Source organism: Noviherbaspirillum sp. L7-7A, assembly GCF_019052805.1.
Taxonomy (GTDB): Bacteria; Pseudomonadota; Gammaproteobacteria; order Burkholderiales; family Burkholderiaceae_D; genus Noviherbaspirillum_A.
Genome location: NZ_JAHQRJ010000001.1, coordinates 2862356 through 2882796 on the forward strand (window position 1 = coordinate 2862356; position 20441 = coordinate 2882796).

The 20441-nt window shown below is 66.0% G+C and carries 18 protein-coding genes; 9 read left to right on the forward strand and 9 right to left on the reverse strand.

Going from position 1 to position 20441, the window contains the following annotated elements:
• Positions 1–100 precede the first annotated feature (100 nt).
• From KTQ42_RS13095 to KTQ42_RS13105, 3 genes are all read right to left on the reverse strand, one after another.
• Complete coding sequence (locus tag KTQ42_RS13095; RefSeq protein ID WP_217345893.1) at positions 101–520, reverse strand: cupin domain-containing protein; 420 nt, start codon at positions 518–520, stop codon at positions 101–103.
• Positions 521–678: 158 nt separating this feature from the next.
• The gene (locus KTQ42_RS13100; protein WP_217345894.1) at positions 679–1377 is read right to left on the reverse strand and encodes a hypothetical protein; all 699 of its coding nucleotides are present in this window, start codon (positions 1375–1377) and stop codon (positions 679–681) included.
• 453 nt (positions 1378–1830) lie between these two features.
• Positions 1831–2934, reverse strand: a complete 1104-nt coding sequence (locus KTQ42_RS13105) for a DUF561 domain-containing protein (protein WP_349292169.1) — start codon at positions 2932–2934, stop codon at positions 1831–1833.
• A 117-nt stretch (positions 2935–3051) separates the two neighbouring features.
• On the opposite strand from KTQ42_RS13105, the gene KTQ42_RS13110 reads away from it, so the two are divergent.
• The gene (locus KTQ42_RS13110; protein ID WP_217345896.1) at positions 3052–4701 is read left to right on the forward strand and encodes an MBL fold metallo-hydrolase; all 1650 of its coding nucleotides are present in this window, start codon (positions 3052–3054) and stop codon (positions 4699–4701) included.
• A 19-nt stretch (positions 4702–4720) separates the two neighbouring features.
• Here the strand turns inward: KTQ42_RS13110 and KTQ42_RS13115 are convergent, their stop codons facing one another.
• Together KTQ42_RS13115 and KTQ42_RS13120 are read right to left on the reverse strand one after the other, a co-directional pair.
• The gene (locus KTQ42_RS13115) at positions 4721–6031 is read right to left on the reverse strand and encodes a sorbosone dehydrogenase family protein (RefSeq protein WP_217345897.1); all 1311 of its coding nucleotides are present in this window, start codon (positions 6029–6031) and stop codon (positions 4721–4723) included.
• A gap of 186 nt (positions 6032–6217) precedes the next feature.
• Entirely contained in the window at positions 6218–6691 is a 474-nt protein-coding gene (locus KTQ42_RS13120; RefSeq protein ID WP_217345898.1) for a CreA family protein, read from the reverse strand.
• A gap of 156 nt (positions 6692–6847) precedes the next feature.
• On the opposite strand from KTQ42_RS13120, the gene KTQ42_RS13125 reads away from it, so the two are divergent.
• The 3 genes from KTQ42_RS13125 to KTQ42_RS13135 all read left to right on the forward strand — a co-directional run bounded on the left by KTQ42_RS13125 (position 6848) and on the right by KTQ42_RS13135 (position 8379).
• Positions 6848–7423 carry a chromate transporter gene (locus KTQ42_RS13125; RefSeq protein ID WP_217345899.1) on the forward strand — a complete coding sequence of 192 codons (576 nt, stop codon included), beginning with the start codon at positions 6848–6850 and terminating at the stop codon, positions 7421–7423.
• Positions 7420–7998 carry a chromate transporter gene (locus KTQ42_RS13130; RefSeq protein WP_217345900.1) on the forward strand — a complete coding sequence of 193 codons (579 nt, stop codon included), beginning with the start codon at positions 7420–7422 and terminating at the stop codon, positions 7996–7998. The genes KTQ42_RS13125 and KTQ42_RS13130 overlap by 4 nt, the downstream gene beginning before the upstream one ends.
• Before the next feature lie 141 nt (positions 7999–8139).
• On the forward strand, positions 8140–8379 hold the full coding sequence (locus KTQ42_RS13135; protein WP_217345901.1) for a hypothetical protein: 240 nt from the start codon (positions 8140–8142) through the stop codon (positions 8377–8379).
• Positions 8380–9073: 694 nt separating this feature from the next.
• On the opposite strand, the gene rsmA is transcribed toward KTQ42_RS13135, so the two are convergent.
• Genes rsmA through KTQ42_RS13155 form a run of 4 tightly spaced genes read right to left on the reverse strand, consistent with a single transcriptional unit; the run spans position 9074 to position 14639 of the window.
• On the reverse strand, positions 9074–9856 hold the full coding sequence (gene rsmA / locus KTQ42_RS13140) for a 16S rRNA (adenine(1518)-N(6)/adenine(1519)-N(6))-dimethyltransferase RsmA (protein WP_217345902.1): 783 nt from the start codon (positions 9854–9856) through the stop codon (positions 9074–9076).
• Positions 9853–10896: a 4-hydroxythreonine-4-phosphate dehydrogenase PdxA gene (pdxA, locus tag KTQ42_RS13145; protein ID WP_217346953.1), complete on the reverse strand. Its 1044-nt coding sequence runs from the start codon at positions 10894–10896 to the stop codon at positions 9853–9855. The genes rsmA and pdxA overlap by 4 nt, the downstream gene beginning before the upstream one ends.
• Before the next feature lie 5 nt (positions 10897–10901).
• Positions 10902–12407, reverse strand: a complete 1506-nt coding sequence (locus KTQ42_RS13150) for a peptidylprolyl isomerase (RefSeq protein WP_249222749.1) — start codon at positions 12405–12407, stop codon at positions 10902–10904.
• 45 nt (positions 12408–12452) lie between these two features.
• On the reverse strand, positions 12453–14639 hold the full coding sequence (locus KTQ42_RS13155) for an LPS-assembly protein LptD (protein ID WP_217345903.1): 2187 nt from the start codon (positions 14637–14639) through the stop codon (positions 12453–12455).
• A gap of 155 nt (positions 14640–14794) precedes the next feature.
• Between KTQ42_RS13155 and KTQ42_RS13160 the strand changes: the two genes are divergently transcribed.
• The 5 genes from KTQ42_RS13160 to KTQ42_RS13180 all read left to right on the forward strand — a co-directional run bounded on the left by KTQ42_RS13160 (position 14795) and on the right by KTQ42_RS13180 (position 20356).
• Positions 14795–15820 carry a phosphotransferase gene (locus KTQ42_RS13160; protein ID WP_217345904.1) on the forward strand — a complete coding sequence of 342 codons (1026 nt, stop codon included), beginning with the start codon at positions 14795–14797 and terminating at the stop codon, positions 15818–15820.
• Positions 15821–15827: 7 nt separating this feature from the next.
• Positions 15828–16544, forward strand: coding sequence for an N-acetylmuramate alpha-1-phosphate uridylyltransferase MurU (gene murU, locus KTQ42_RS13165; protein WP_217345905.1), 717 nt, complete (start codon positions 15828–15830; stop codon positions 16542–16544).
• Positions 16541–17878, forward strand: coding sequence for an aminopeptidase P N-terminal domain-containing protein (locus KTQ42_RS13170; RefSeq protein WP_217345906.1), 1338 nt, complete (start codon positions 16541–16543; stop codon positions 17876–17878). The genes murU and KTQ42_RS13170 overlap by 4 nt, the downstream gene beginning before the upstream one ends.
• A 4-nt stretch (positions 17879–17882) precedes the next feature.
• Entirely contained in the window at positions 17883–19019 is a 1137-nt protein-coding gene (locus tag KTQ42_RS13175) for a UbiH/UbiF/VisC/COQ6 family ubiquinone biosynthesis hydroxylase (RefSeq protein ID WP_217345907.1), read from the forward strand.
• 137 nt (positions 19020–19156) lie between these two features.
• Positions 19157–20356, forward strand: a complete 1200-nt coding sequence (locus KTQ42_RS13180) for a DUF4382 domain-containing protein (RefSeq protein ID WP_217345908.1) — start codon at positions 19157–19159, stop codon at positions 20354–20356.
• Positions 20357–20441: the final 85 nt, after the last annotated feature.

Below are 20441 nucleotides of genomic sequence, written 5' to 3' on the forward strand. Positions count from 1 at the left end.
ACCCGGCGGCGAGTATAGCGGATAAGGATGGCTGAGCCCAACCCGGTGCGTTGCGTAGCCTTACGGCACTAAGGCATTACGGCATTACGGCATTACGGCATTACGATTGAGTGCCCTGCGACGGCGGATCGTAGGGAGTCACCTTCTCGCGCTCGTTGGCGTCATTGCGCGCCACCACGGCCCGCGCCGGCTCGGTCTGGCTCAGGTTGCGCGCCTCGTGCGGCACGCCGGGCGGGATGAACAGGAAGTCGCCCGGCTCGCTCACCACCACCTGCTCCAGCCGCATGCCGTAACGGGTTTCGACCCGCCCTTCCAGCACATAGATGCCGGTTTCATAGCCTTCATGCACATGCGGCCGCGCTGCGCCGCCGGGCGGGATCACCACCAGGTGCATCGCCAGCCCGCGCGCGCCGGCGCTGTCGGCGGAGATGCCGTTGAAATAAGGCAGTCCCTGGATGGTGGCGGTTGCCGGGCCGGCGCGCAGCGCGGTTACCTGCTGAGGTGTGGGGCTATCGTGCATGATGGTTCTCCGGGGCCGGAACGGAAAGCCCAGTCTAGCCAATTGAACGATATCGCGGAATGGGAGACGGTGGATCGGAACACGCAAGGGTGTCTGCACCCCGCAGCGCTTCAGTTATTAAACCAGAGAAGGATGCGGGGTTGTGGAGCAGAACATGTTTAGTGTGCCAACGAATTTTCGTCTTCAGAGTCTGAACATGATGAGTCATAGTCATCTGGGTCAATCGATTCACCATTGTTGAAATGCTTCCAGAACTCCCGATCGTATCCATCCGAGTAATCATCATCGTTGCCTGAGGCGCTGTTGCTTGGCGCACCGATCAAGGCGTTTTTTCCCTCATCATTGCGTTCTTCAGACAAGTAATCCTTATCGTTTTCTGAAGCGCTGTTGCTTAGCGTATCGATCAAGTTCCTTATTCGCTCATCATTGCGTTTTTCAGACAAGTAATCCTCATCATCGCTATCAAAGGGCAAGGTGATGATGTTGGGGGGCGGACGATGGGACTCGACGCCCTCGGGTGCTTTCAACGAGTCATCTTCATTGCCCTGTGAGGCGCAGTTTCCTGGCTTACCTTGACCATCAGCATTTTCAGCTTCATTAGCCGCCGCCGCTCGTGGTTCGGCCGATGTCAGCCAACCGGAAAAGCAAAAGGCGAAAAAACTTTTGATTGACTTCAGAAACCCATTGCTTTGATTTGCCCTGGGCTCGGCAGGATTAAGAACCACTGCACTTGGCACAACCGTTTCACTTTCGCATTCCCTTGTCGCCGGCACCGCACTGCGTGTGCTGGAGTAGTCGAGAAGATCATAACCGTTGAACATCGTGGGCAAGCCTAGATCAATGAAACAGGAAAACATGCATCTTCCTTCAGAGTGGGTGACCATAAGCCCAGCGATGCTTACACGGCCGATATGCTTACGTGGTTACGGTGCCTGAACCGTGTGTGGTAAATGCTTATCGACTTCTCGGATAAGCAGGTAACAACATCCACTTATCTCATATCGTTTTCTACACACCAAGGCAAAGCAGATTCAACAAGAACACCACGCCGCTTTCAAACCAGGGCAGTTCCAACATCAAACTAACCAACAGCGAACATATATTTTATAACCGCGCATTCACAATGCGTTCCATCGCTTCATTCAATATCTACCGAAGGAAAGAAAATGCCGGAAGGAAGTGTTGCCTACAGCGGCTTGTGCCTTGGCTTTGGTTGCGGGCGCAAGCCACGGAACAACATATTACCCAGTGGAAATATCAAACATGGCGCCACTGTGCAATGCGCTGCAGAATGCGTTTCTGATATGAAATTACCGGGCTTCCCGCGTCAGCGGCAGGTCCGACTGCGACAACCCTTCCCGCAGTTCCTCCATCAGCTGCGCCACGCTGCAGTTGCGCGACAGCGGCGCAGACTGGCCAGCCCACAGTGACAGGAACTCGGGCCGGCCCTGGCGGCTGGCGGCGGCGCGCATGTCGCGGGTCAGCGCATTGGCGACCGGATAGGCCGGCGCGCTGACTTCGAAGGCGCGCATCTCGTCCATGAAGCGGTTGCGCACGCCCCGCGCCGGCCGCCCGGAGAACACCCGGGTCACGCCGGTGTGGCGGCTGGCCGGCCCGGTCAGCGTGAGCTTGTAGGCATCCGACACGCCGGACTCGATGGTGCTGAGGAAGGCGGTGCCGACCGACACCGCCGAGGCGCCCAGCGCCAGCGCGGCCCGCACGCCGCGGCGGTCGGCAATGCCCCCGGCCGCTACCACCGGCAGCCGCACCGCGTCGGCCACCTGCGGCACCAGAGCCATGGTGCCGATCATGGCGCCCTGGAAATCGTCGGTCAGAAAGGTGCCGCGATGGCCGCCGGCCTCGGCCCCCTGCGCCACCACCGCGTCGACGCCATGCCGTTCCAGCTCGATCGCTTCGTCCACCGTGGTGGCGGTGCCCATCACGCAGACGCCGCCAGCTTTCAATGCATCGATATGCTGCGCCGACGGCACGCCGAAGGTAAAGCTGAATGCCGCAACCCCGGCCGACAGCACCGCTTCCATCTGCGCCTCGTAATTCTCCTCCAGGCTGGCCGGCAGCGTGGGCGGCGCAATGCCGAGTTCGGCGTGATAGCGCGCCAGCGCCTGGCGCATGGTGTCGACGCCGGCGCTGCTGCGCTCGCCGGGCGCCATGACGAACAGGTTCACGCCGAACGGCCGGGATGTCAGGCTGCGAATCTCGGCAATGGTGGCCAGCAGCCTGTCCGGCGACATGTAGCCCGCGCCCAGCACGCCAAGGCCGCCGGCATTGCTGACCGCCGCCACCAGCGGCGCCTTGGCTGCCTCGCCGGCCATGGGCGCGAGAAAGATCGGGTAATCGACGTGCAGCCGTTGCGCGAGAGTGTTGGGCATCGCGGGTCTCCGTGGGCAATGAATGGACCGACATTATAGGCAGCGCCGGGAACAGCGGCTTGGGCATGGCGCAGGGCTTCCGGTGAAATTCGCCATGCTGTTTTACAATCGTCGCCACCCGATTCCTTCCAGGCCTAGCGCATGACCCCCACCCTGCTGATTCCCCGCCCGGCGGCGACGCTGATCCTCGCCCGCGACGGCGACCAAGGTCCCGAGATTTTCATGATGCAACGCACGCTGAAGGCCAACTTCGTGGCCGGCGCCTATGTGTTTCCGGGCGGCGCGGTGGACCCGGCCGACCACGACCCGTGGTGGTCGCAAGGCGCCGGCCTCGACGACGATGCGGCCAGCCGCATCCTCGGCATGGAAAACGGCGGCCTGGCCTACTGGGTGGCGGCGGTGCGCGAATGCTTCGAGGAATCCGGCCTGCTGCTGGCCGCCGACCTTGCCGGCAATACGCCCGGCGCCGCAGAACTGGTCGCGCTGCGCGCGCGCGCGGCGGCCGGCGAACTGGATTTCATCACGCTGTGCCGCGAGCGCGGGCTGTTCCCCGCACTGTCGTCGCTGCGTTACTTCAGCCACTGGATCACGCCGCCCGGCCTGCCGCGCCGCTTCGACACCCGCTTCTTCCTGGCAGCGGCGCCGGCCGAGCAGATCGCCGTGGCCGACCAGGTCGAGACCATCGCCCATGCCTGGCTGCGGCCAGAGGATGCGCTGGCCAGGCAGCAGCGCGGCGAGATGGAAATGGTGTTTGCCACCATCCAGACCCTGAAGGCGCTGTCGGGCTTCGGCAGCGTGGAGGCGATGCTGGCCCATGCCCATGCGCAGCAGGCAGTGCCGGCGCTGATGCCGCGGGTGTCCACCGGCAGCAAGGGCCGCCGCATGCTGCTGCCGGGCGACCGCGCCTATGCCGAGGTCGGCAAGCTCGACCCCTTCGGCGAAGGCCAGACCTGGTCCGAGATCGTGCCGGGCAAGCCGGTGCGCCTGTCGGAGCGGGTGCTGCGCCTGACCGCGCCCAATCCCGGCTACATGACCGGCCCCGGCACCAACAGCTACCTGGTCGGCGATGCCGGTGCGCTGGCCGTGATCGACCCCGGCCCGGACGACGCCGCCCATATCGAGGCGCTGCTGCGCGAGAGCGGCGCGGCGCTGCGGCTGATCCTTACCACCCATACCCATCTCGACCATTCGCCGGGCGCGCGCCGCCTGAAGGAAGCCACCGGCGCCGAGGTGCTGGGCATGCCGGCGCCGCCGCATGCGCGCCAGGACCAGGCCTTCACGCCGGACCGGGTGCCGGCGCATGGCGAGCGCATCAGGATCGGCGGCGCCACGCTACGGGTGGTGCATACGCCGGGCCATGCGTCCAACCACCTGTGCTACCTGCTGGAAGAGGAAAGGATGCTGTTCACCGGCGACCACATCATGCAGGGCTCGACCGTGGTGATCAATCCGCCGGATGGCAACATGCAGGCCTATTTCGCCTCGCTGCGCTCGCTGCTGGAAGAAGACCTGGAATGGCTGGCACCCGGCCATGGCTTCCTGATCGACCAGCCGCACCGGGCGGTGCGGCGGCTGCTCGCGCATCGCCAGACCCGGGAAGACAAGGTGCTGCGGGCATTGCGCGAGGCCGGCGCCGCCACCGCGCAGGCCCTGCTGCCGCGGGTGTATGACGACGTGCCGGCCGAGCGCCTGGCGATGGCCGAGCGCTCGCTGCTGGCGCACCTGGAAAAGCTCCTGGCCGAAGGCCGCGCCAGCGTCCACAACGGCACCTGGCGCGCCAGCGGCGGCTGATTAGCGCACTACTTCGCCGTCACTTCGCCGGCGCCACCCGCCAGATCACATTGCCGACGTCGTCGGCCACCAGCAGCGCGCCGGACTTGTCGCTGGCCACGCCGACCGGGCGGCCCAGCGCATCGCCGTCGTCGTTGACGAACCCGGTCAGGATGTCCTCCGGCTCGCCGGCCGGCATGCCCTTGTCGAACGGCACGAAGATCACCTTGTAGCCGCTGCGCGGCTTGCGGTTCCACGAGCCGTGCTGGCCAATGAAGGCGCCGTTCTGGTAGCGCTTGGGCAGCAGGTCGCCCTGGTAGAACATCAGGCCCAGCGAGGCCGTGTGCGGCCCCAGCGCATAGTCGGGCTTGATCGCCTTGGACACCAGGTCCGGCCGCTGCGGCTTGACGCGGGCATCGACGGTCTGGCCGTAGTAACTGTAGGGCCAGCCATAGAAGCCGCCCTCCTTCACCGACGTCAGGTAGTCGGGCACCAGGTCGCTGCCGATCTCGTCGCGCTCGTTGACCACGGTCCACAGCGCGCCGGTCTGCGGCTGCCATGCCATGCCGTTCGGATTGCGCAGGCCCGAGGCGAACAGCCTGGTCTTGCCGCTGGCGGGATCGATTTCCAATATGGCCGCCCGGTTTTCCTCGGCTTCCATGCCGTTCTCGGCCACATTGCTGTTGGAGCCGGACGTGGCATACAGCTTCTTGCCGTCGCGGCTGGCGATCACGTTCTTGGTCCAGTGATGGTTCAGCGGCCCGGCCGGCAGGTCGGCCACCTTGACGCCGGCCTCGCTGATGCGGGTGTCGCCGGCCTTGTAGGGAAAGCGCATGATGGCGTCGGTGTTGGCGACATACAGCGTATTGCCGACCAGGCTCATGCCGAACGGGGAATTGAGGCCTTCCAGAAACACGGTCTTGACCTCGGCCACGCCATCGCCGTCGGCATCGCGCAGCAGCGTGATGCGGTTGGCGCTGGGCGTGCCGGCGCCGGCCCGCTTCATCACCATCTTCATGATCTTGCCCTTGATGCCCTTGCTGTCCTCCGGCTTGGGCGGCGCATTGGTCTCGGCCACCAGCACATCGCCATTGGGCAGCGTGTACAGCCAGCGCGGATGGTCAAGTCCGCTGGCATAGGCGGTGACCATCATCCCGGCCGCGGCCAAGGGCTTGCCGCCATCGGGCCAGCCCTTGGCCGGCGCGATATGCACGGTCGGCAGCAGCGTGTGGTTGGGCGGCGGAAGCGTCGGTTCCGGGCCGGTGCCGGCCTTGAGCGGCAGCGTGGCCTGTTCGCAGCCGGCCAGCAGCACGATGGCCGCGATCCATGAGACATGACGAATCACTAGCATGAAGGCTCTCCAGTTGTTGGGCGGCGCCCGCTCCTGCGGAGGCGGATCGCCTGTAAGAACTGCCGGGCTTGTAACGGCTGCCTGTCAATCATGCAGCGACTGCGGCGGCAAGCCAGCCCTGCCCTAGCCGCGCCGGACCGGACAGGGATGGGTTTGCAAGATGCGGGCCCGGCTGTGACTTCACTGTCACTTCGCCAGCGGGATCGGCTGGCCGGCCGGCAGCGGCACTGCGGTTACGCTGTTTTGCGGGCTGCCTTCGATCAGCCGGTCGGAGTAGACCAGATAGACCAGCGCATTGCGCTTGACGTCGACCATGCGCACCACCTGCACCCGCTTGAACAGGATCGACGCCCGCTCGCTGAAGACTTCCTCCTGTTTCGGCAGGGTGCCGTTGAAGCGGATCTCGCCGACCTGGCGGCAGGCCACCGAGGCATCGGCCTTGTCCTCGGCGATGCCGATGGCGCCGCTGATGCCGCCGGTCTTGGCGCGCGACAGATAGCAGACCACGCCGCCCACCTTCGGGTCGTCATAGGCCTCGACCACGATCTTGTGGTTGGGGCCGATGAACTTGAACACGGTGCTGACCTCACCGACCTGTTCGGCATGGGCGGCGGCATGGCACAGCAGGAAGGCGCACAGCAGGGGTTTGATGAACTTCATGGCAAGGCTTACCTGGTCGGAAGGAAAGCGCCAGATTAACCCAAACCGGGGGGAGCGCAGTTTGCCTGTGGTCAGCGGCCCTTGTGAAATGTTAGGATACCAGGCCGTCCGGTGGCCCCGGGCGGCCCTCAGTCAAGCCGCTCACCGATACGCCTCATGAATTTGCCCCCTTCTCAGGACCATCCCCAGCCACGCTCGCTGTCCGACCTTTTCATATCCTTTTCCCTGCTGGCCCTGCAAGGCTTCGGCGGCGTGCTGGCGGTGGTGCAGCATGAGCTGGTGGAGCGCAAGCGCTGGCTGACCCGCGAGGAATTCATCGAGGACTGGGCGGTGGCGCAGATCATGCCCGGCCCCAACGTGGTGAACCTGTCGATGATGATAGGCAGCCGCTACTTCGGCCTGCCGGGCGCCCTGACCGCGCTGGCCGGCATGCTGACCTTTCCGCTGGTGGTGGTGCTGTGCATGGCGCTGGCGTACAGCCATTTTGCCGACAATGCCCAGGTTGCCGGCGCGCTGCGCGGCATGGGCGCGGTGGCGGCCGGCCTGATCATTGCGACCGGCATCAAGCTGATCAGCGCGCTGAACCGCCATCCGCTGGGCAAGCCGGCCTGCCTGCTGCTGGCCGCCCTCTGCTTCGGCGCGGTGGCGCTGCTGCAGTGGCCGCTGCTGTATGTGCTGGCGGGCCTGGGCACGCTGGCCTGCGTGCTGACCTGGCGGAAGATCCGTCCATGAGCGCGCTGTTGCAGATGCATCCGGCGGACTGGCTCGACCTGTTCGTGCATTACCTGTCGCTGTCGCTGCTGGCGGTGGGCGGCGCCATCACCACCGCGCCTGACATGCACCGTTACCTGGTGGACCAGCAGCACTGGATGAGCGAATCCCAGTTCACCGCCGCCATCACCCTGGCCCAGGCCGCGCCCGGCCCGAACGTGCTGTTCATTGCGCTGATGGGCTGGCAGGTGGGTGTCAACAGCGGCAGCCTGCTCAATGCGCTGATGGGCATGGCCATCACGATGACCGGCATCCTGCTGCCCAGCACCACCCTGACCTACGTCGCCTCGCGCTGGGGCCACAACAACCGCGACCTGCGGGCGGTGCGCGCCTTCAAGCAGGGCATGGCGCCGGTGGTGGTCGGGCTGATTCTGGCAACCGGCTGGCTGATGAGCCGCGCCCACGGCGACCTGGCCCGGGACTGGCCGCTATGGCTGCTGACGGCGGTCACCGCGGTGGTGGTGTGGAAGACGCGGGTGCATTTGCTGTGGCTGCTGGCCGCAGGGGGGCTGCTGGGGTGGTTCGGGTGGATCTGATGGCCGCTGCAAGCGCGGCCGCCGCCCAGTTGGCGCTGCGCTGAACGCGCCACGCCGGCCACGTCCGGAACATAGACAAACCCGCCAGCCGTAAGGTGCAATACCCCGCAGGGGCATTGCACGAATGGTCGATCGAGGAAGTTGGCCGACAAGGCGATTCAGGTTCGCGAACGCGGTGCAATGCCCTTCGGGTATTGCACTCTACAGAAGCGGCTGCCGTTGCATTTGCAGTCACGCGTAGCGGCAATTGCGGTTGCGGTTGCGGTTGCGGTTGCGGTTGCGGTTGCGGTTGCCGTTGCCGTTGCCGTTGCCGTTGCCGTTGCCGTTGCCGTTGCCGTTGCCGTTGTGTTTGAAGTTGCCGTTGCAGTGAAATCCCGTTGAGCGCGCCGTGTCAGCGGTGCCCGGAGCGGATAAGGTGCGGCGTCTGTCTGAGCGAAGCGCAGCGTAGCGAGTTTAGCCGCGCCCCGCTCCGGGTACCGCTGCCACGGGAACCCCGCGCAGCGGGGCGCGATCACCGGGGCCGCCTTTTTTGGTTACTTTTTTGGCGGAGCAAAAAAGTAACCCGGCCGCCGGGACGGACTCCCGGCTTGTCTCCACGGCAGTGCAATCGCCTTGCGTCAACCGGCAAGGCACGGGCAGCACTGTCGTCGTTGTCTTTGACGTTTCTAAGCAAACTGCGAACTGCGAACGTCAAAAGCAACTGCTGCTTCGCCGTGATGCCTTTACGCCGGGTGAAACAATGCCACTGCACTGTCGTCATGCCCAGGCCGGGTGTTCGCCCCGGCAGGCGACCCTCTTTTTTGCTTCGCCAAAAAAGAGGGGCAAAAAAGGCGGCCCCGATGATCGCGCCCCGCTGCGCGGGGTCCCCGTGCCGACGACGCCTGAAGCGGGGCGCGGCTAAACTCGCTGCGCTGCGCTTCGCTCAGACAGACGCCGCACCTTTTCCCGCTCCGGGCATCGCCGTCACGGCGCGCTCAACGGGACTTCACTGCAACGGCAACTGCCAAGTCAGCAGTCGCCTTTAAAGACCTTAGTCGCCAACCAACACTACCCCCTATATGCCGGCAGCCCGGTGTCACCCGCTCACGCCCCCTGGCCGCAGATTGGCCAGCGCCACATACCCCTCCACCCCCACCGTCTCCGCCCGCGCCTGCGGATCAATCCCCACCGCCACCAGGTCGGCTTCGCTGAACATCCCCGCCAGGCAGTTGCGCAAGGTCTTGCGGCGTTGTGAAAAAGCCTTCTGCACCACTTCCTCCAGCCGCGCCGCATCGCAGGCCAGCGGCTGCGCCAGCGGAATCATGCGCACGATGGCCGAGTCGACCTGCGGCGGCGGGTCGAAGGCGGTGGGCGGGACGATGAACAGCAATTCCATGTGGTAGCGCCACTGCAGCATCACCGACAACCTGCCATAGGTCTTGCTGCCGGGCTGCGCCACCATGCGCTCCACCACCTCCTTCTGCAGCATGAAATGCTGGTCCTGCACCCGGTGCGCGATCTCGGAAAGATGAAACAGCAGCGGGCTGGAGATGTTGTACGGCAGGTTGCCCACCACCCGCAGCTTGCCCTCCGCTGGGGCCAGCGTGGCGAAATCGAATTGCAGGGCGTCGCCTGCATGCACATGCAGGCGCTTCGGGTCGAAGGTCTTGTTCAGGCGCTGTACCAGGTCGCGGTCAAGCTCCACTACGTGCAGCTCGTGCAGCTGTTCCAGCAGCAGCCGCGTCATCGCGGCCAGGCCGGGCCCGATCTCCACCATCACATCGTCTGCCTGCGGCGCGATGACGCGGATGATGTCGTGCAGCACGGCCTGGTCGGTCAGGAAGTTCTGGCCGAAACGTTTGCGGGGTATGTGTTTCATTGCGCCTTGCTGTCTTGTGCGGCGGCCATGCGGGCCGCGGTGCGGATGGCTTCGACCATGCTGCCATGGTCGGCGCGGCCCAGGCCCTGCGCCGCCAGGTCGAGCGCGGTGCCGTGGTCGACCGAGGTGCGGATGATGGGCAGGCCCAGGGTGATGTTGACGCCGCGGCCAAAGCTGGCGTGCTTGAGAACCGGCAGGCCCTGGTCGTGGTACATCGCCAGCACGCAGTCGGCATGCTCCAGGTACTTGGCCTGGAACAGGGTGTCGGCCGGATACGGTCCCTGTGCATCGATGCCGCGCGCGCGGGCCGCTTCCAGGGCTGGCGTGATCACCTCGATCTCCTCGCGCCCCAGATAGCCATTCTCGCCGGCATGCGGATTCAGGCCCGTGACCAGGATGCGCGGCGCGGCAATGCCGAACTTGCCGCGCAGGTCGGCATCGATGATGTCGATCGTGCGCGCCAGGCTGCCGGCGGTGATCGCGGCCGGCACATCCTTCAGCGCCAGATGGGTGGTGGCCAGCGCCACCCGCAGCGGCGTGGGCGTGGCGTCGGTGGCCAGCATCATCACGACCTGCGGCGTGCCGGTTCTTTCGGCCAGGTATTCGGTATGGCCGGTGAAGGCAACGCCGGCGTCGTTGATCGTGCTCTTCTGCAGCGGTGCGGTGACGATGGCCGCCAGCCAGCCGCGCATGGCGCCGTTTATCGCCACGTCCAGGGTTTCCAGCACATAGCGGCCGTTGTTGGCGTCGAGTTCGCCGGGCCGCACATGCGCCGCCAGCGTGCAGTCGATCACGGCAAGGCGTCCGGCCGGGAAAGCCGGCAGGCCATTGTTGTTGACCGCCATCTGCGACAGCGCCACCAGGCTGATGTCCGGATCGATCGCGGCGGCGGTCATGGCCAGGAAGGCGGAATCGCCGATCAGCACGCTGCGCACTTCATGGCGCAGCTCCCAGGCCGCGCGGATCGCGATCTCGGGGCCAATGCCGGCCGGCTCGCCGGTGGTGATGGCGATCGCAGGCAAGACGCCCGGGCGGGGCATCGCGCTCACCGGGTTGCGCCGGTTGCGCCGGCAGCCGCGCCGAGCTCCTCGGAGCGGTATTCGACGTAAGTGCGGTCGCGCAGCTGGCGCAGCCATTCCTCGGTCGCCTCCTCGATCTTGCGCTCGCGCAGCGCCTGGCGCGCCATCATGCGCTGGCGCTCCTGCGTGACATCGTCGGTCTTGCGCTCGATCACCTGAATCAGGTGGAAGCCGAATGGCGATTCGATCGGCTCGCTGATCTGGCCTGGCTGCAGCGCATTCATCGCGCGCTCGAACTCCGGCACGGTGTCGCCCGGATACAGCCAGCCCAGGTCGCCGCCCTTGGAAGCAGAGCCGTCATTGGAATACAGCCGCGCCAGTTCGGGGAAGGTGGCGGCCTTGTTGTCCAGCCGCTCCTTGAGTTCCACCAGCTTGCGCCGGGCTTCGTTGGCCGGCACCACCTGGTTCACCTTGATCAGGATGTGGCGGGCACGGGTCTGGGTAACGGCCGGCACCGAGGCGCCGGCCTTGGCCGGCGTGGCGGTGCGGCGACCGAGCACGCGCAGGATATGAAAGCCATTGGCGCTCTTGACCACGACCAGTTCGTTGTCGCGCCGCTCGGCCACCGCATCGACGAACAGCTGCGGCAGGCGGTCCGGCGTGCGCCATCCCATGTCGCCGCCCTTCAATGCATCGGTGGCGTCGGAATAGGCGGCGGCTATCTGGGCGAAGTCGGCGCCGGTGCGCAACTGCTTCAGGGCTTCCTCGGCGCGCGCGCGGCGCTGGGCGATCTGCTCGGCGCTGGCGTTTTCGGGGATGCGCACCAGAATCTGCGCCAGGTTGATTTCAGGTTGCGCGGCCTGCGCCGCGCCGCCGCCGCCCGAGGCCAGGAAATTGTCGATCTCGGACTCGGTGATCTGCACCTTGCTGTCGACTTCGCGCTCGCGCAGGCGCTGCAGCAGGATTTCATTGCGGATGTCTTCACGGAAGCGGGCAAAGCTCACACCGTCGCTTTCGACCTTGCGCCGCATCTCGGCCAGGGTCACATTGTTCTGCTCGGCGATGCGGGCCACGGCCGCGTCGAGCAGCGTGTCGTCGACCCGCAGGCCGTTTTCCTTGGCCAGCTGCAACTGCGCGCGGTCGACGATCATGCGTTCCAATAGCTGCTGCTGGAACTGGGCGCGCGGCGGCACGGTGCCGCCCTGGCTGCGCAGGCGTGCCTCGACGGTCTGCATCCGCGATTCCAGTTCCTGGGCGGTGATGACTTCGCTGTTGACGACAGCGACGATGGCGTCGATCGGGCGTACCCGCTGGGAAGCGGAGGTCGAAGCCGAAGCCGGCGCGGTCGCCGACGGCAGCTGGGCGGCGGGCGCCGGGGAGGCCGGCGTGCCGCCGCCCAGGCGCGGACCAGCGCCTGCGCCGGGCGCCTTGAGGGTTTGCGCCCCGGACGGAGGCGCAGCCAGCAAGGCGCACAGCAGCGCCGGCATGATGCGCTTGAGGCGAAGCGACGTGAGGAGAGAACGGGAAGTCATATCGGTTTTCATAGTGCCTTGATTCATGAGAGTGCTGCCCTGCGTTCAGGGCTCCGATTCGGAGAGGCGGTTGTAACCGGGGATGTTGTTGCGCAGTGCCCTGTAGGGATTGGAGCCCAGGCTGGACAGGCCGTTCAGTTCAAGCTGGAAAAACAGCGAGGAAGTCGCGACATTGGTCGCCGTCGGCGTGCGCTGCGCCACGACCCGGAAGATCCAGCAGTCGGCCTTGTATTCCACGCCGAACAGGCTTTCGGAAACCTTCCTTTCCTCCAGCGAGTAGTTCACGCGCCCCACGCCATAGAAGCGGCGCGTGATCGGCCACTGGGTGGAGACGTTCAGCAGGTCGACCGCGGTCGGCACATCGCGCTTGTATTGCAGGTTGAACACCTGCTGGGGCCCCGGCAGCCAGCGCACGCCCAGGCTGGATGCATTGGTCTTGCGCTGGCTCTGGCTGTACTGGACGCCGGCATCCAGCAGCAGGGTCGGCGTCACCTGGCCGGACATCGCGGCCAGCAGGTCGGACTTGTTTTCGGCATTGCTGGCGTTGCCGGCCACCTGCTGCTGGTTGAAGTAGAAGCGCTGGCCCAGGGCCACGCGCAGCCGCTCGACGCCATCCTCCTCGATGAAGCGCGACACCACGGCCGCGGTCAGCTGGTTGGAATCGGTGATGCGGTCGTTGCCGACATAGCGGTTTTCGCTGAAGATCTGCGCGAAGCTGAACTCGGCCAGCGCGGTGTCAAAGATCGGAAACTTGCTCTGGTCCCTGTACGGCGTGTAGGTATAGAACAGCCGCGGCTCCAGGGTTTGCGTGGCGGGCCTGCCCAGAAAGCTCGCATCGCGCTCGAACACCAGGCCGCTGTCGAGCGAAAAGGTGGGCAGCGTGCGGGTCAGGGTGTTGGGCTGGTCCGCCGCCTGATTGGTCAGGTTGTAGCTGGTCGCATGCATCGACAGGCTCGGCGTAATGAAGTAGCCGGGCGCCAGGATCGGGTAGGAAACCCGCGGATTGATCACCGAGCGGTCGCCCCGCACCAGGGTCGGATGATAGAAGCGGGTGAAGTCCGACTTCAGGCTGACGTCGAAGCCACCCAGTTCCTGGCGGGCGGCGTTGAGGCTAATCTGCGGCAGCCGGTCATACGGCAGGCCGATCGGCGCCAGCGGGTCCTGCAGCACCTGGTAGCTCGACGTGCGGGCGATCATGTTCCAATAGGGCTGGGCATAGTTCAGGCTGAGGTCGCGTGCCAGCAGCCGCTGCCGGCTGTTGGTGATGCTGTGCGGGAAATCATTCGGATACTGGTCGTCCGATGCCATGTTCACATTGGCATTGAACGACAGCGACGGCGCCAGCCTCTGGTTGTGCAGCATGGTCAGCGCGCCGCGGCTCTGGCCGGTCTGGCTGTCGTTCATCAGGCCTTCGACGCGGGTCTGCCCGGAGTAGCCGTCGCCCAGGTAGCGCGCATGGGCGCCGAGCTGCAGGCCGCGCTGTGAAATCATGCGCGGGTACAGCGTCAGGTCGCGGTTGGGCGCGATGTTGATGTAGTAAGGCGTCGAGGCTTCAATGCCGTTGCGGTTGCTGGTGCCGAATGTGGGCGGCAAAAAGCCGGTCTTGCGCTGGTCCGACAGCGGAAAGCTCATGTAGGGCGAGGCCAGCAGCGGCACGCCCTTGAAGTACAGCACCGCCCGCTCGGCCGTGCCGATGTCGCGCCCGCTGTCGAGATTGATGGTGCGCGACGACAGGTACCAGTCCTGGTCCGGCGCCTCGCAGGTGCTGTAGGTGCCGTTGTGCACCACCGCCTGGTCGTCCGACACGAAGTCGATGCGGTCGGCCGTGCCCTGGGCATTGCGCATTTCCAGGTGATAGGTCGGATTGTCGATATAGCCTTCGCCGGTATCGAGCTTCAGGTCCAGGTCGTCGCCGGTGAAGCGGTCCTTGAAGCGCTTCAGCCGGACGTTGCCGCTGGCCTTGACCCGGTCGTCGACGATGTCGTAGTCGGCGCGGTCGGCGTTGAGCGTGGTGCCGCCGCGAGTGACTTCGGCGTCGCGCTCCAGCGTGATCTCGCGGTCAGGCCGGCCGGTCAGGCGCTCGGCCCCCAGGGTGGTGGGTGCGTTCGGATCGTCCACGGGGCGCTGGTACCTGGCCTGGGCGGCGGCCAGCGCGGGCAGCGAGGCGAGCACGGCCAGCGTCAGCGCACGCACCGCGGGTAGAGTGCGGAAATAGCGTTGGCGGCGAGTCATGAACAGGGGAATTGCAACACCATAAAGGAGGCGGATTTTTTAGGTTGAATCCCTTATTATATGAGAACTCCGCAGTCCGCCCGCTTTGCCGGACGGCTCCCAGATCACGCCGGGCCGCCCCCGGACCACTTTCAGACCCTATCCGATACCGCATCATGCCCGAGCAATTCCCTAACGATCCGCGCCTGGAACAGGCCAGCCAGTGGCTGGCGACGCTGACCGCGCCCGCGCTGCGCTGCGACACCCTGCGCCCGGCGTCGGCCGACGCCAGCTTCCGCCGCTACTTCCGCGTCGACGGCGCCGACGGCGACACCTACATTTTGATGGACGCGCCGCCGCCGCAGGAAGACGTGAAGCCCTTCATCCATGTGGCCGAGGTCTTCGGCAAGACCGGCGTGTCGGTGCCCAAGGTGCTGGCCCAGGATGCCGAACGCGGCTTCCTGCTGCTGACCGACCTCGGCGCCACCACCTACCTGAAGCTGTTGAACAGCGACACCGCCCACAAGCTCTATCTCGATGCGATCGACGCGCTGGTGCTGCTGCAGGCGCAGAGCCAGCCCGAGGTGCTGCCCGAATATGACCGCGCGCTGCTGCTGCGCGAGCTGAACCTGTTCCCGGAATGGTATATCGCAAAGCACCGCGGCGTGACGCTGGACGACAAGCAGCAGGCCGCGCTGCAGAAGGTGTTCGACGCGCTGCTGGCCAACAACCTGGCCCAGCCGCAGGTCTATGTGCACCGCGATTACCATTCCCGCAACCTGATGGTGATGGACAGCGGCAATCCCGGCATCCTCGACTTCCAGGACGCGGTCTACGGCCCGATCACCTACGACCTGGTGTCGCTGCTGCGCGATGCCTACATCCAGTGGGACGAGGAAATGGTGCTGGACTGGGCGATACGCTACTGGGAACGGGCGCGCCGCGCCGGCCTGCCGGTGGCGCCCGACATCGACAGCTTCTACCGCGACTTCGAATTCATGGGACTGCAGCGCCACCTGAAGGTGCTGGGCATCTTCGCGCGGCTGTACCACCGCGACGGCAAGGCCGCCTATCTCGACGACATGCCGCTGGTGATGGAATACACCCGGAAGACCGCCGGCCGCTACCGCGAACTGGCGCCGCTGATCCGCATCCTCGACGTGCTGGAAAACACCGACTCCGGCGTCGGCTTTACCTTCTGAGACCGCAATGAAAGCAATGATTCTCGCCGCCGGCCGCGGCGAACGCATGCGGCCCCTGACCGACAGCTGCCCCAAGCCGCTGCTGAAGGTGCGCGGCCGGCCACTGATCGTCTGGCATGTGCTCAACCTGGTGCGCGCCGGCATCACCGAGATCGTGGTCAACCATGCCCACCTCGGCCACATGATCGAGGAAGCGTTGGGCGACGGCAGCCGCTACGGCGCATCGATCGCCTATTCGGCCGAAGGCACCGCGCTGGAAACCGCCGGCGGCATCGCCCGCGCCCGCGAACTGCTGGGCGAAGCACCCTTTGTCGCGCTGGCGGCCGACATCTGGGCGCCGCATTTCGACTTCTCGCAGGCCGCCGACGCGCTGGTCGACAATGATGTCTGGGGCAACCCGCTGCCGCTGGACCAGCGCGACGTGGCCTGGCTTTATCTCGTGAAGAACCCGTCCCACAACCCGGCCGGCGACTTTGCGCTGAACAGCTTTTCGATCGCCAACGAAGGCCAGGAGCGCCATACCTTTTCCGGCATCGGCGTCTACCGGCCGCAGATGTTCGACGCCATCACGCCCGGCGACAGCGCGAAGCTGGCGCCGCTGCTGCGGGAATACGCGGCGCGCGGCCAGGTCGGCGGCGAAGTCTACCGCGGCGACTGGCTCGATGTCGGCACCCCCGAACGCCTGGCCCAACTGAATGCCCCCTACCAAGGAAACCGCCCATGACAGCAGCTTACGCAGCCCGCCGCGCCAGACTGATCGAACAGATGCAGGCCCGCGGTGGCGGCATCGCCATCATCCCGACCGCGCCCGAGGCGCTGCGCAACAACGATGCCGACTTTCCCTACCGGCATGACAGCTACTTCTATTATCTGACCGGCTTTACCGAGCCGGAGGCGGTGCTGGTGCTGGTGGCGGGCGCGGCCGGCGGCCAGTCCATCCTGTTCTGCCGCGAAAAGAACATGGAGCGGGAAATCTGGGACGGCTACCGCTACGGCCCCAACGCCGCGCGCGAGCAGTTCGGCTTCGACGCCGCCCATCCGGTCTCGGCGCTGGACGCCGAAGTGCCGCAGCTGATGGCCAATGCGCCGGCGATCTTCTACGCGCTGGGCAGCAATGCCAGGCTCGACGCCCAGGTGCAGGGCTGGCTGCAGGCGGTGCGCGCCCAGGTGCGCGCCGGCGTCACCGCGCCGGCCGCCGCCTTCGACGTGCATCAGATGCTGGACGAGATGCGGCTGGTCAAGGATGCCGGCGAGATCGCCATCATGCGCCGCGCCGCGCTGATCTCGTCGGCCGCGCACGAGCGCGCGATGCGCATGTCGAAACCCGGCCTGCATGAATACCAGATCGAGGCCGAACTGCTGCACGAGTTCCGTCGCAACGGCTCGCAATTCCCGGCCTATACGTCCATCGTCGCCACCGGCGCCAATGCCTGCGTGCTGCACTACCGCGCCGGCGACGCGGTGCTGCAGGATGGCGACCTGGTGCTGATCGACGCCGGCTGCGAGCTCGACGGTTACGCCTCCGACATCACCCGCACCTACCCGGCCAATGGCAAGTTCAGCGGCCCGCAGAAAACCCTGTACGAGATCGTGCTGGCGGCGCAGGCGGCGGCGATCGCCGAGATCCGCCCCGGCAAGCGCTTTACCGACGGCCACGACGCGGCGGTGAAGATCCTCGCCCAGGGCATGCTGGACACCGGCCTGCTCGACCGCGACAAGGTCGGCACCCTGGACGACGTGATCGCCAACGGCGACTTCCGCCAGTTCTACATGCACCGCACCGGCCACTGGCTGGGCATGGACGTGCATGACGTCGGCGAATACCGCGACGCCGCGCCGGCCGGCGGCGAGCGGCCATGGCGCACGCTGCAGGCCGGCATGGCGCTGACGGTGGAGCCGGGCATCTATGTGCGGCCGGCCGAAGGCGTGCCGGAGCAGTACTGGCACATCGGCATCCGCATCGAGGACGACGCGGTGGTCACGCCTGGCGGCTGCGACATCATCACGGCAGAAGCGCCCAAGACCGTGGCCGGGATCGAAGCCGTGATGCGCGGCTGACATCGTGGAGCGCAGCTATGACATCGCCATCGGCGGCGCCGGCCCAGTCGGCATGGCGCTGGCCGCGATGCTGGTGCGCCATGGCGCCGAGCCGGGCCGCATCGCGCTGATCGACGCCCGTGGGCTGGAGCAGGCAACCCAGGACCCGCGCTCGCTGGCGCTGTCCTGGGGCAGCCGCCAGCTGCTGGAGGAAATCCGCGCCTGGCCGGCCGCCGTCACGCCGATCCGGGAAATTCATGTATCGCGCCGCGGCCACTTCGGCCGCACCCTGATTGCCGCCGACGAATTCGACCTGCCGGAACTGGGCTACGTAAGCCGCTACGGCACGCTGGTGCAGGCGCTGGCATCAGCCTTGGCGCAGGCTGGCGTAACCGTGGTGCGGCCGATGCAGATCGCCTCCCGCACCGAGCAGGCTGACGGCATCACGCTCACGCTGGGCAACGGCGCCAGCCTGGAGGCGCAGGTGATGGTGCAGGCGGAAGGCGGCCTGTTCGCCGACCAGCCCGGCAAGCCGATCAGCCGCGATTACAACCAGACAGCGGTGATTGCCCATGTCACGGTCGACCGTCCGCTGGCGGCACGCGCCTTCGAACGGTTCACCGGCGAGGGGCCGCTGGCCCTGCTGCCGCAGGACGACGGCTATGCGCTGGTGTGGTGCCTGCGGCCGGCACGCGCCGGCCAGGTCGCCGCCCTCCCCGACGCCGCCTTCCTGGCGCAACTGCAGCAGGCCTTCGGCCAGCGGCTGGGCCGCTTCCTCACCGCCTCGCCGCGCATCAGCTATCCGCTCGGCCTGAACGCCGGCACCGCGCAGAGCGCCCGCATGGTCGCCATCGGCAATGCGGCCCAGACCCTGCACCCGGTTGCCGGCCAGGGCCTGAACCTGGGCCTGCGCGACGCCGCCGTGCTGGCGCGCATGCTGGCCGTGGATGCCACGCCGCTGACGCTGCAGCACTACGCGATGCAGCGCCGTGGCGACCGCGACCTGACCATTCGCGTCACCGACACCATGGCCCGCATCTTCGCCAGCGCGCCGGATGGCGCCTATACCCAGGCCCTGCTGGGCCTGTCGCTGGGGCTGATCGATACCGTGCGCCCACTCAAGCAGCTGCTAGCCGGGCAGATGATGTTCGGCCGGCGCTAGACGACAGTCGCATTCCTGGCAGGTTCATCGCCTATTACTCAAAAACAACATTAGTTTGTTTCGAGTTGAAACATTGCTCCAAATAAACTCCAATACCCGTTAAAGTTGCCGCACAGAACTTTTATAGGGGTGACAGGATGGCATCGACTCAACAATGGGTGGTTCGCGCCGCAGTTGGCGCTTGTGCACTGACCGCGCTTGCCGGATGCGGCGGTGGCGGCGGAGGCGGCGGGACGCAGACCGCGGGTACCCTGGGTGTATCGCTGACCGACGCGCCTTCCTGCGGTTTCGACAAGGTATTTGTCACCGTCACCAAGGTCCGGGTGCACAAGAGCGCCGCGGCGGGCACGGAAGACGACGGCTGGACCGAGATCGCGGTAGACCCGGCCAAAAGCAAGATCGACCTGCTGTCCCTGGCCAATGGCGTGCTTCAGCCCCTGGGCCAGGTGCCGCTGGCCGCGGGCCATTATTCGCAGCTGCGCCTGGTGCTGAACAAGAACAGCGGCAATGGCCTGGCCAATTCCGTGATTCCCACCGGCCAGACCAATGAAGTCCCGCTGGTCACGCCCAGCGCGGTGGAGAGCGGGCTCAAGCTGGTCAACGAATTCGACATCGAGGCCGGCCAGCGTGCCGACCTGGTGCTGGACTTCGATGCCTGCAAATCCATCGTCACCCGCGGCAATGGCGAATATGCATTGAAGCCGGTGGTGAAAGTCATTCCGACGCTGCTCAACGGCGTGGAAGGCTATGTCGGCGCAGGCCTGACCGACGTGCATGTGTCGGCCCAGCAGAATGGCGAGATCATCAGCAGCACGGCGCCGGACAGCGAAGGCCACTTCTATCTGTCGCGCCTGCCGGTCGGCGCCTACGACGTGGTGATCACGGCATCGGACCGGGCCACCACCGTGGTCGGCGCGGTGCCCGTCACCAGCCCAACCGCAACCACCATGCTCGGCACCAAGGCAGCGCCGATCAGCCTGCTGGCTGCGCCGGAAGCACGCAAGATCAGCGGCACCGTCAATTTCATGCCACCCGGCACCGATGCCGCCTATGTGTATGCGAGCCAGACGCTGCCGGCCGGCTCGAAAATCACCATCAAGTACAGGGCAAGCGATGCCAGCGGCAACTACACGCTGAGCGACCTGCCCAAGGTAGCGCCGCAGTATGCGCCCTACAACGCGACGGCACTGGTCTTCGCCGCGCAGGCCGGCATCAAGCCGGGCGTGGGCCAGTATGCGGTGCAGGCAAGCGCCACCGGCTACAAGACGACGGCATCGACGGTGGTCGACATCAGCCAGGGCAACCAGGCCGGCGTGAATTTCACGCTGACCCAGTAAGGGAACGCCGGTCGCGGCGCCCCATTCGAGTCAGCAATCATCAAGGCCGGCAGCGATGCCGGCCGCATTGCATAGAAAACAGGAA

Coding starts and splice junctions, on each gene's coding strand:
- KTQ42_RS13150 (WP_249222749.1), bottom strand. CDS start 12,407: ATGACTTCCCGTTCTCTCCTCACGTCGCTTCGCCTCAAGCGCATCATG.
- KTQ42_RS13160 (WP_217345904.1), top strand. CDS start 14,795: ATGCCCGAGCAATTCCCTAACGATCCGCGCCTGGAACAGGCCAGCCAG.
- KTQ42_RS13115 (WP_217345897.1), bottom strand. CDS start 6,031: ATGCTAGTGATTCGTCATGTCTCATGGATCGCGGCCATCGTGCTGCTG.
- murU (WP_217345905.1), top strand. CDS start 15,828: ATGAAAGCAATGATTCTCGCCGCCGGCCGCGGCGAACGCATGCGGCCC.
- pdxA (WP_217346953.1), bottom strand. CDS start 10,896: ATGCCCCGCCCGGGCGTCTTGCCTGCGATCGCCATCACCACCGGCGAG.
- KTQ42_RS13180 (WP_217345908.1), top strand. CDS start 19,157: ATGGCATCGACTCAACAATGGGTGGTTCGCGCCGCAGTTGGCGCTTGT.
- KTQ42_RS13155 (WP_217345903.1), bottom strand. CDS start 14,639: ATGACTCGCCGCCAACGCTATTTCCGCACTCTACCCGCGGTGCGTGCG.
- KTQ42_RS13170 (WP_217345906.1), top strand. CDS start 16,541: ATGACAGCAGCTTACGCAGCCCGCCGCGCCAGACTGATCGAACAGATG.
- KTQ42_RS13120 (WP_217345898.1), bottom strand. CDS start 6,691: ATGAAGTTCATCAAACCCCTGCTGTGCGCCTTCCTGCTGTGCCATGCC.
- KTQ42_RS13130 (WP_217345900.1), top strand. CDS start 7,420: ATGAGCGCGCTGTTGCAGATGCATCCGGCGGACTGGCTCGACCTGTTC.
- KTQ42_RS13095 (WP_217345893.1), bottom strand. CDS start 520: ATGCACGATAGCCCCACACCTCAGCAGGTAACCGCGCTGCGCGCCGGC.
- KTQ42_RS13125 (WP_217345899.1), top strand. CDS start 6,848: ATGAATTTGCCCCCTTCTCAGGACCATCCCCAGCCACGCTCGCTGTCC.
- KTQ42_RS13100 (WP_217345894.1), bottom strand. CDS start 1,377: ATGTTTTCCTGTTTCATTGATCTAGGCTTGCCCACGATGTTCAACGGT.
- KTQ42_RS13110 (WP_217345896.1), top strand. CDS start 3,052: ATGACCCCCACCCTGCTGATTCCCCGCCCGGCGGCGACGCTGATCCTC.
- rsmA (WP_217345902.1), bottom strand. CDS start 9,856: ATGAAACACATACCCCGCAAACGTTTCGGCCAGAACTTCCTGACCGAC.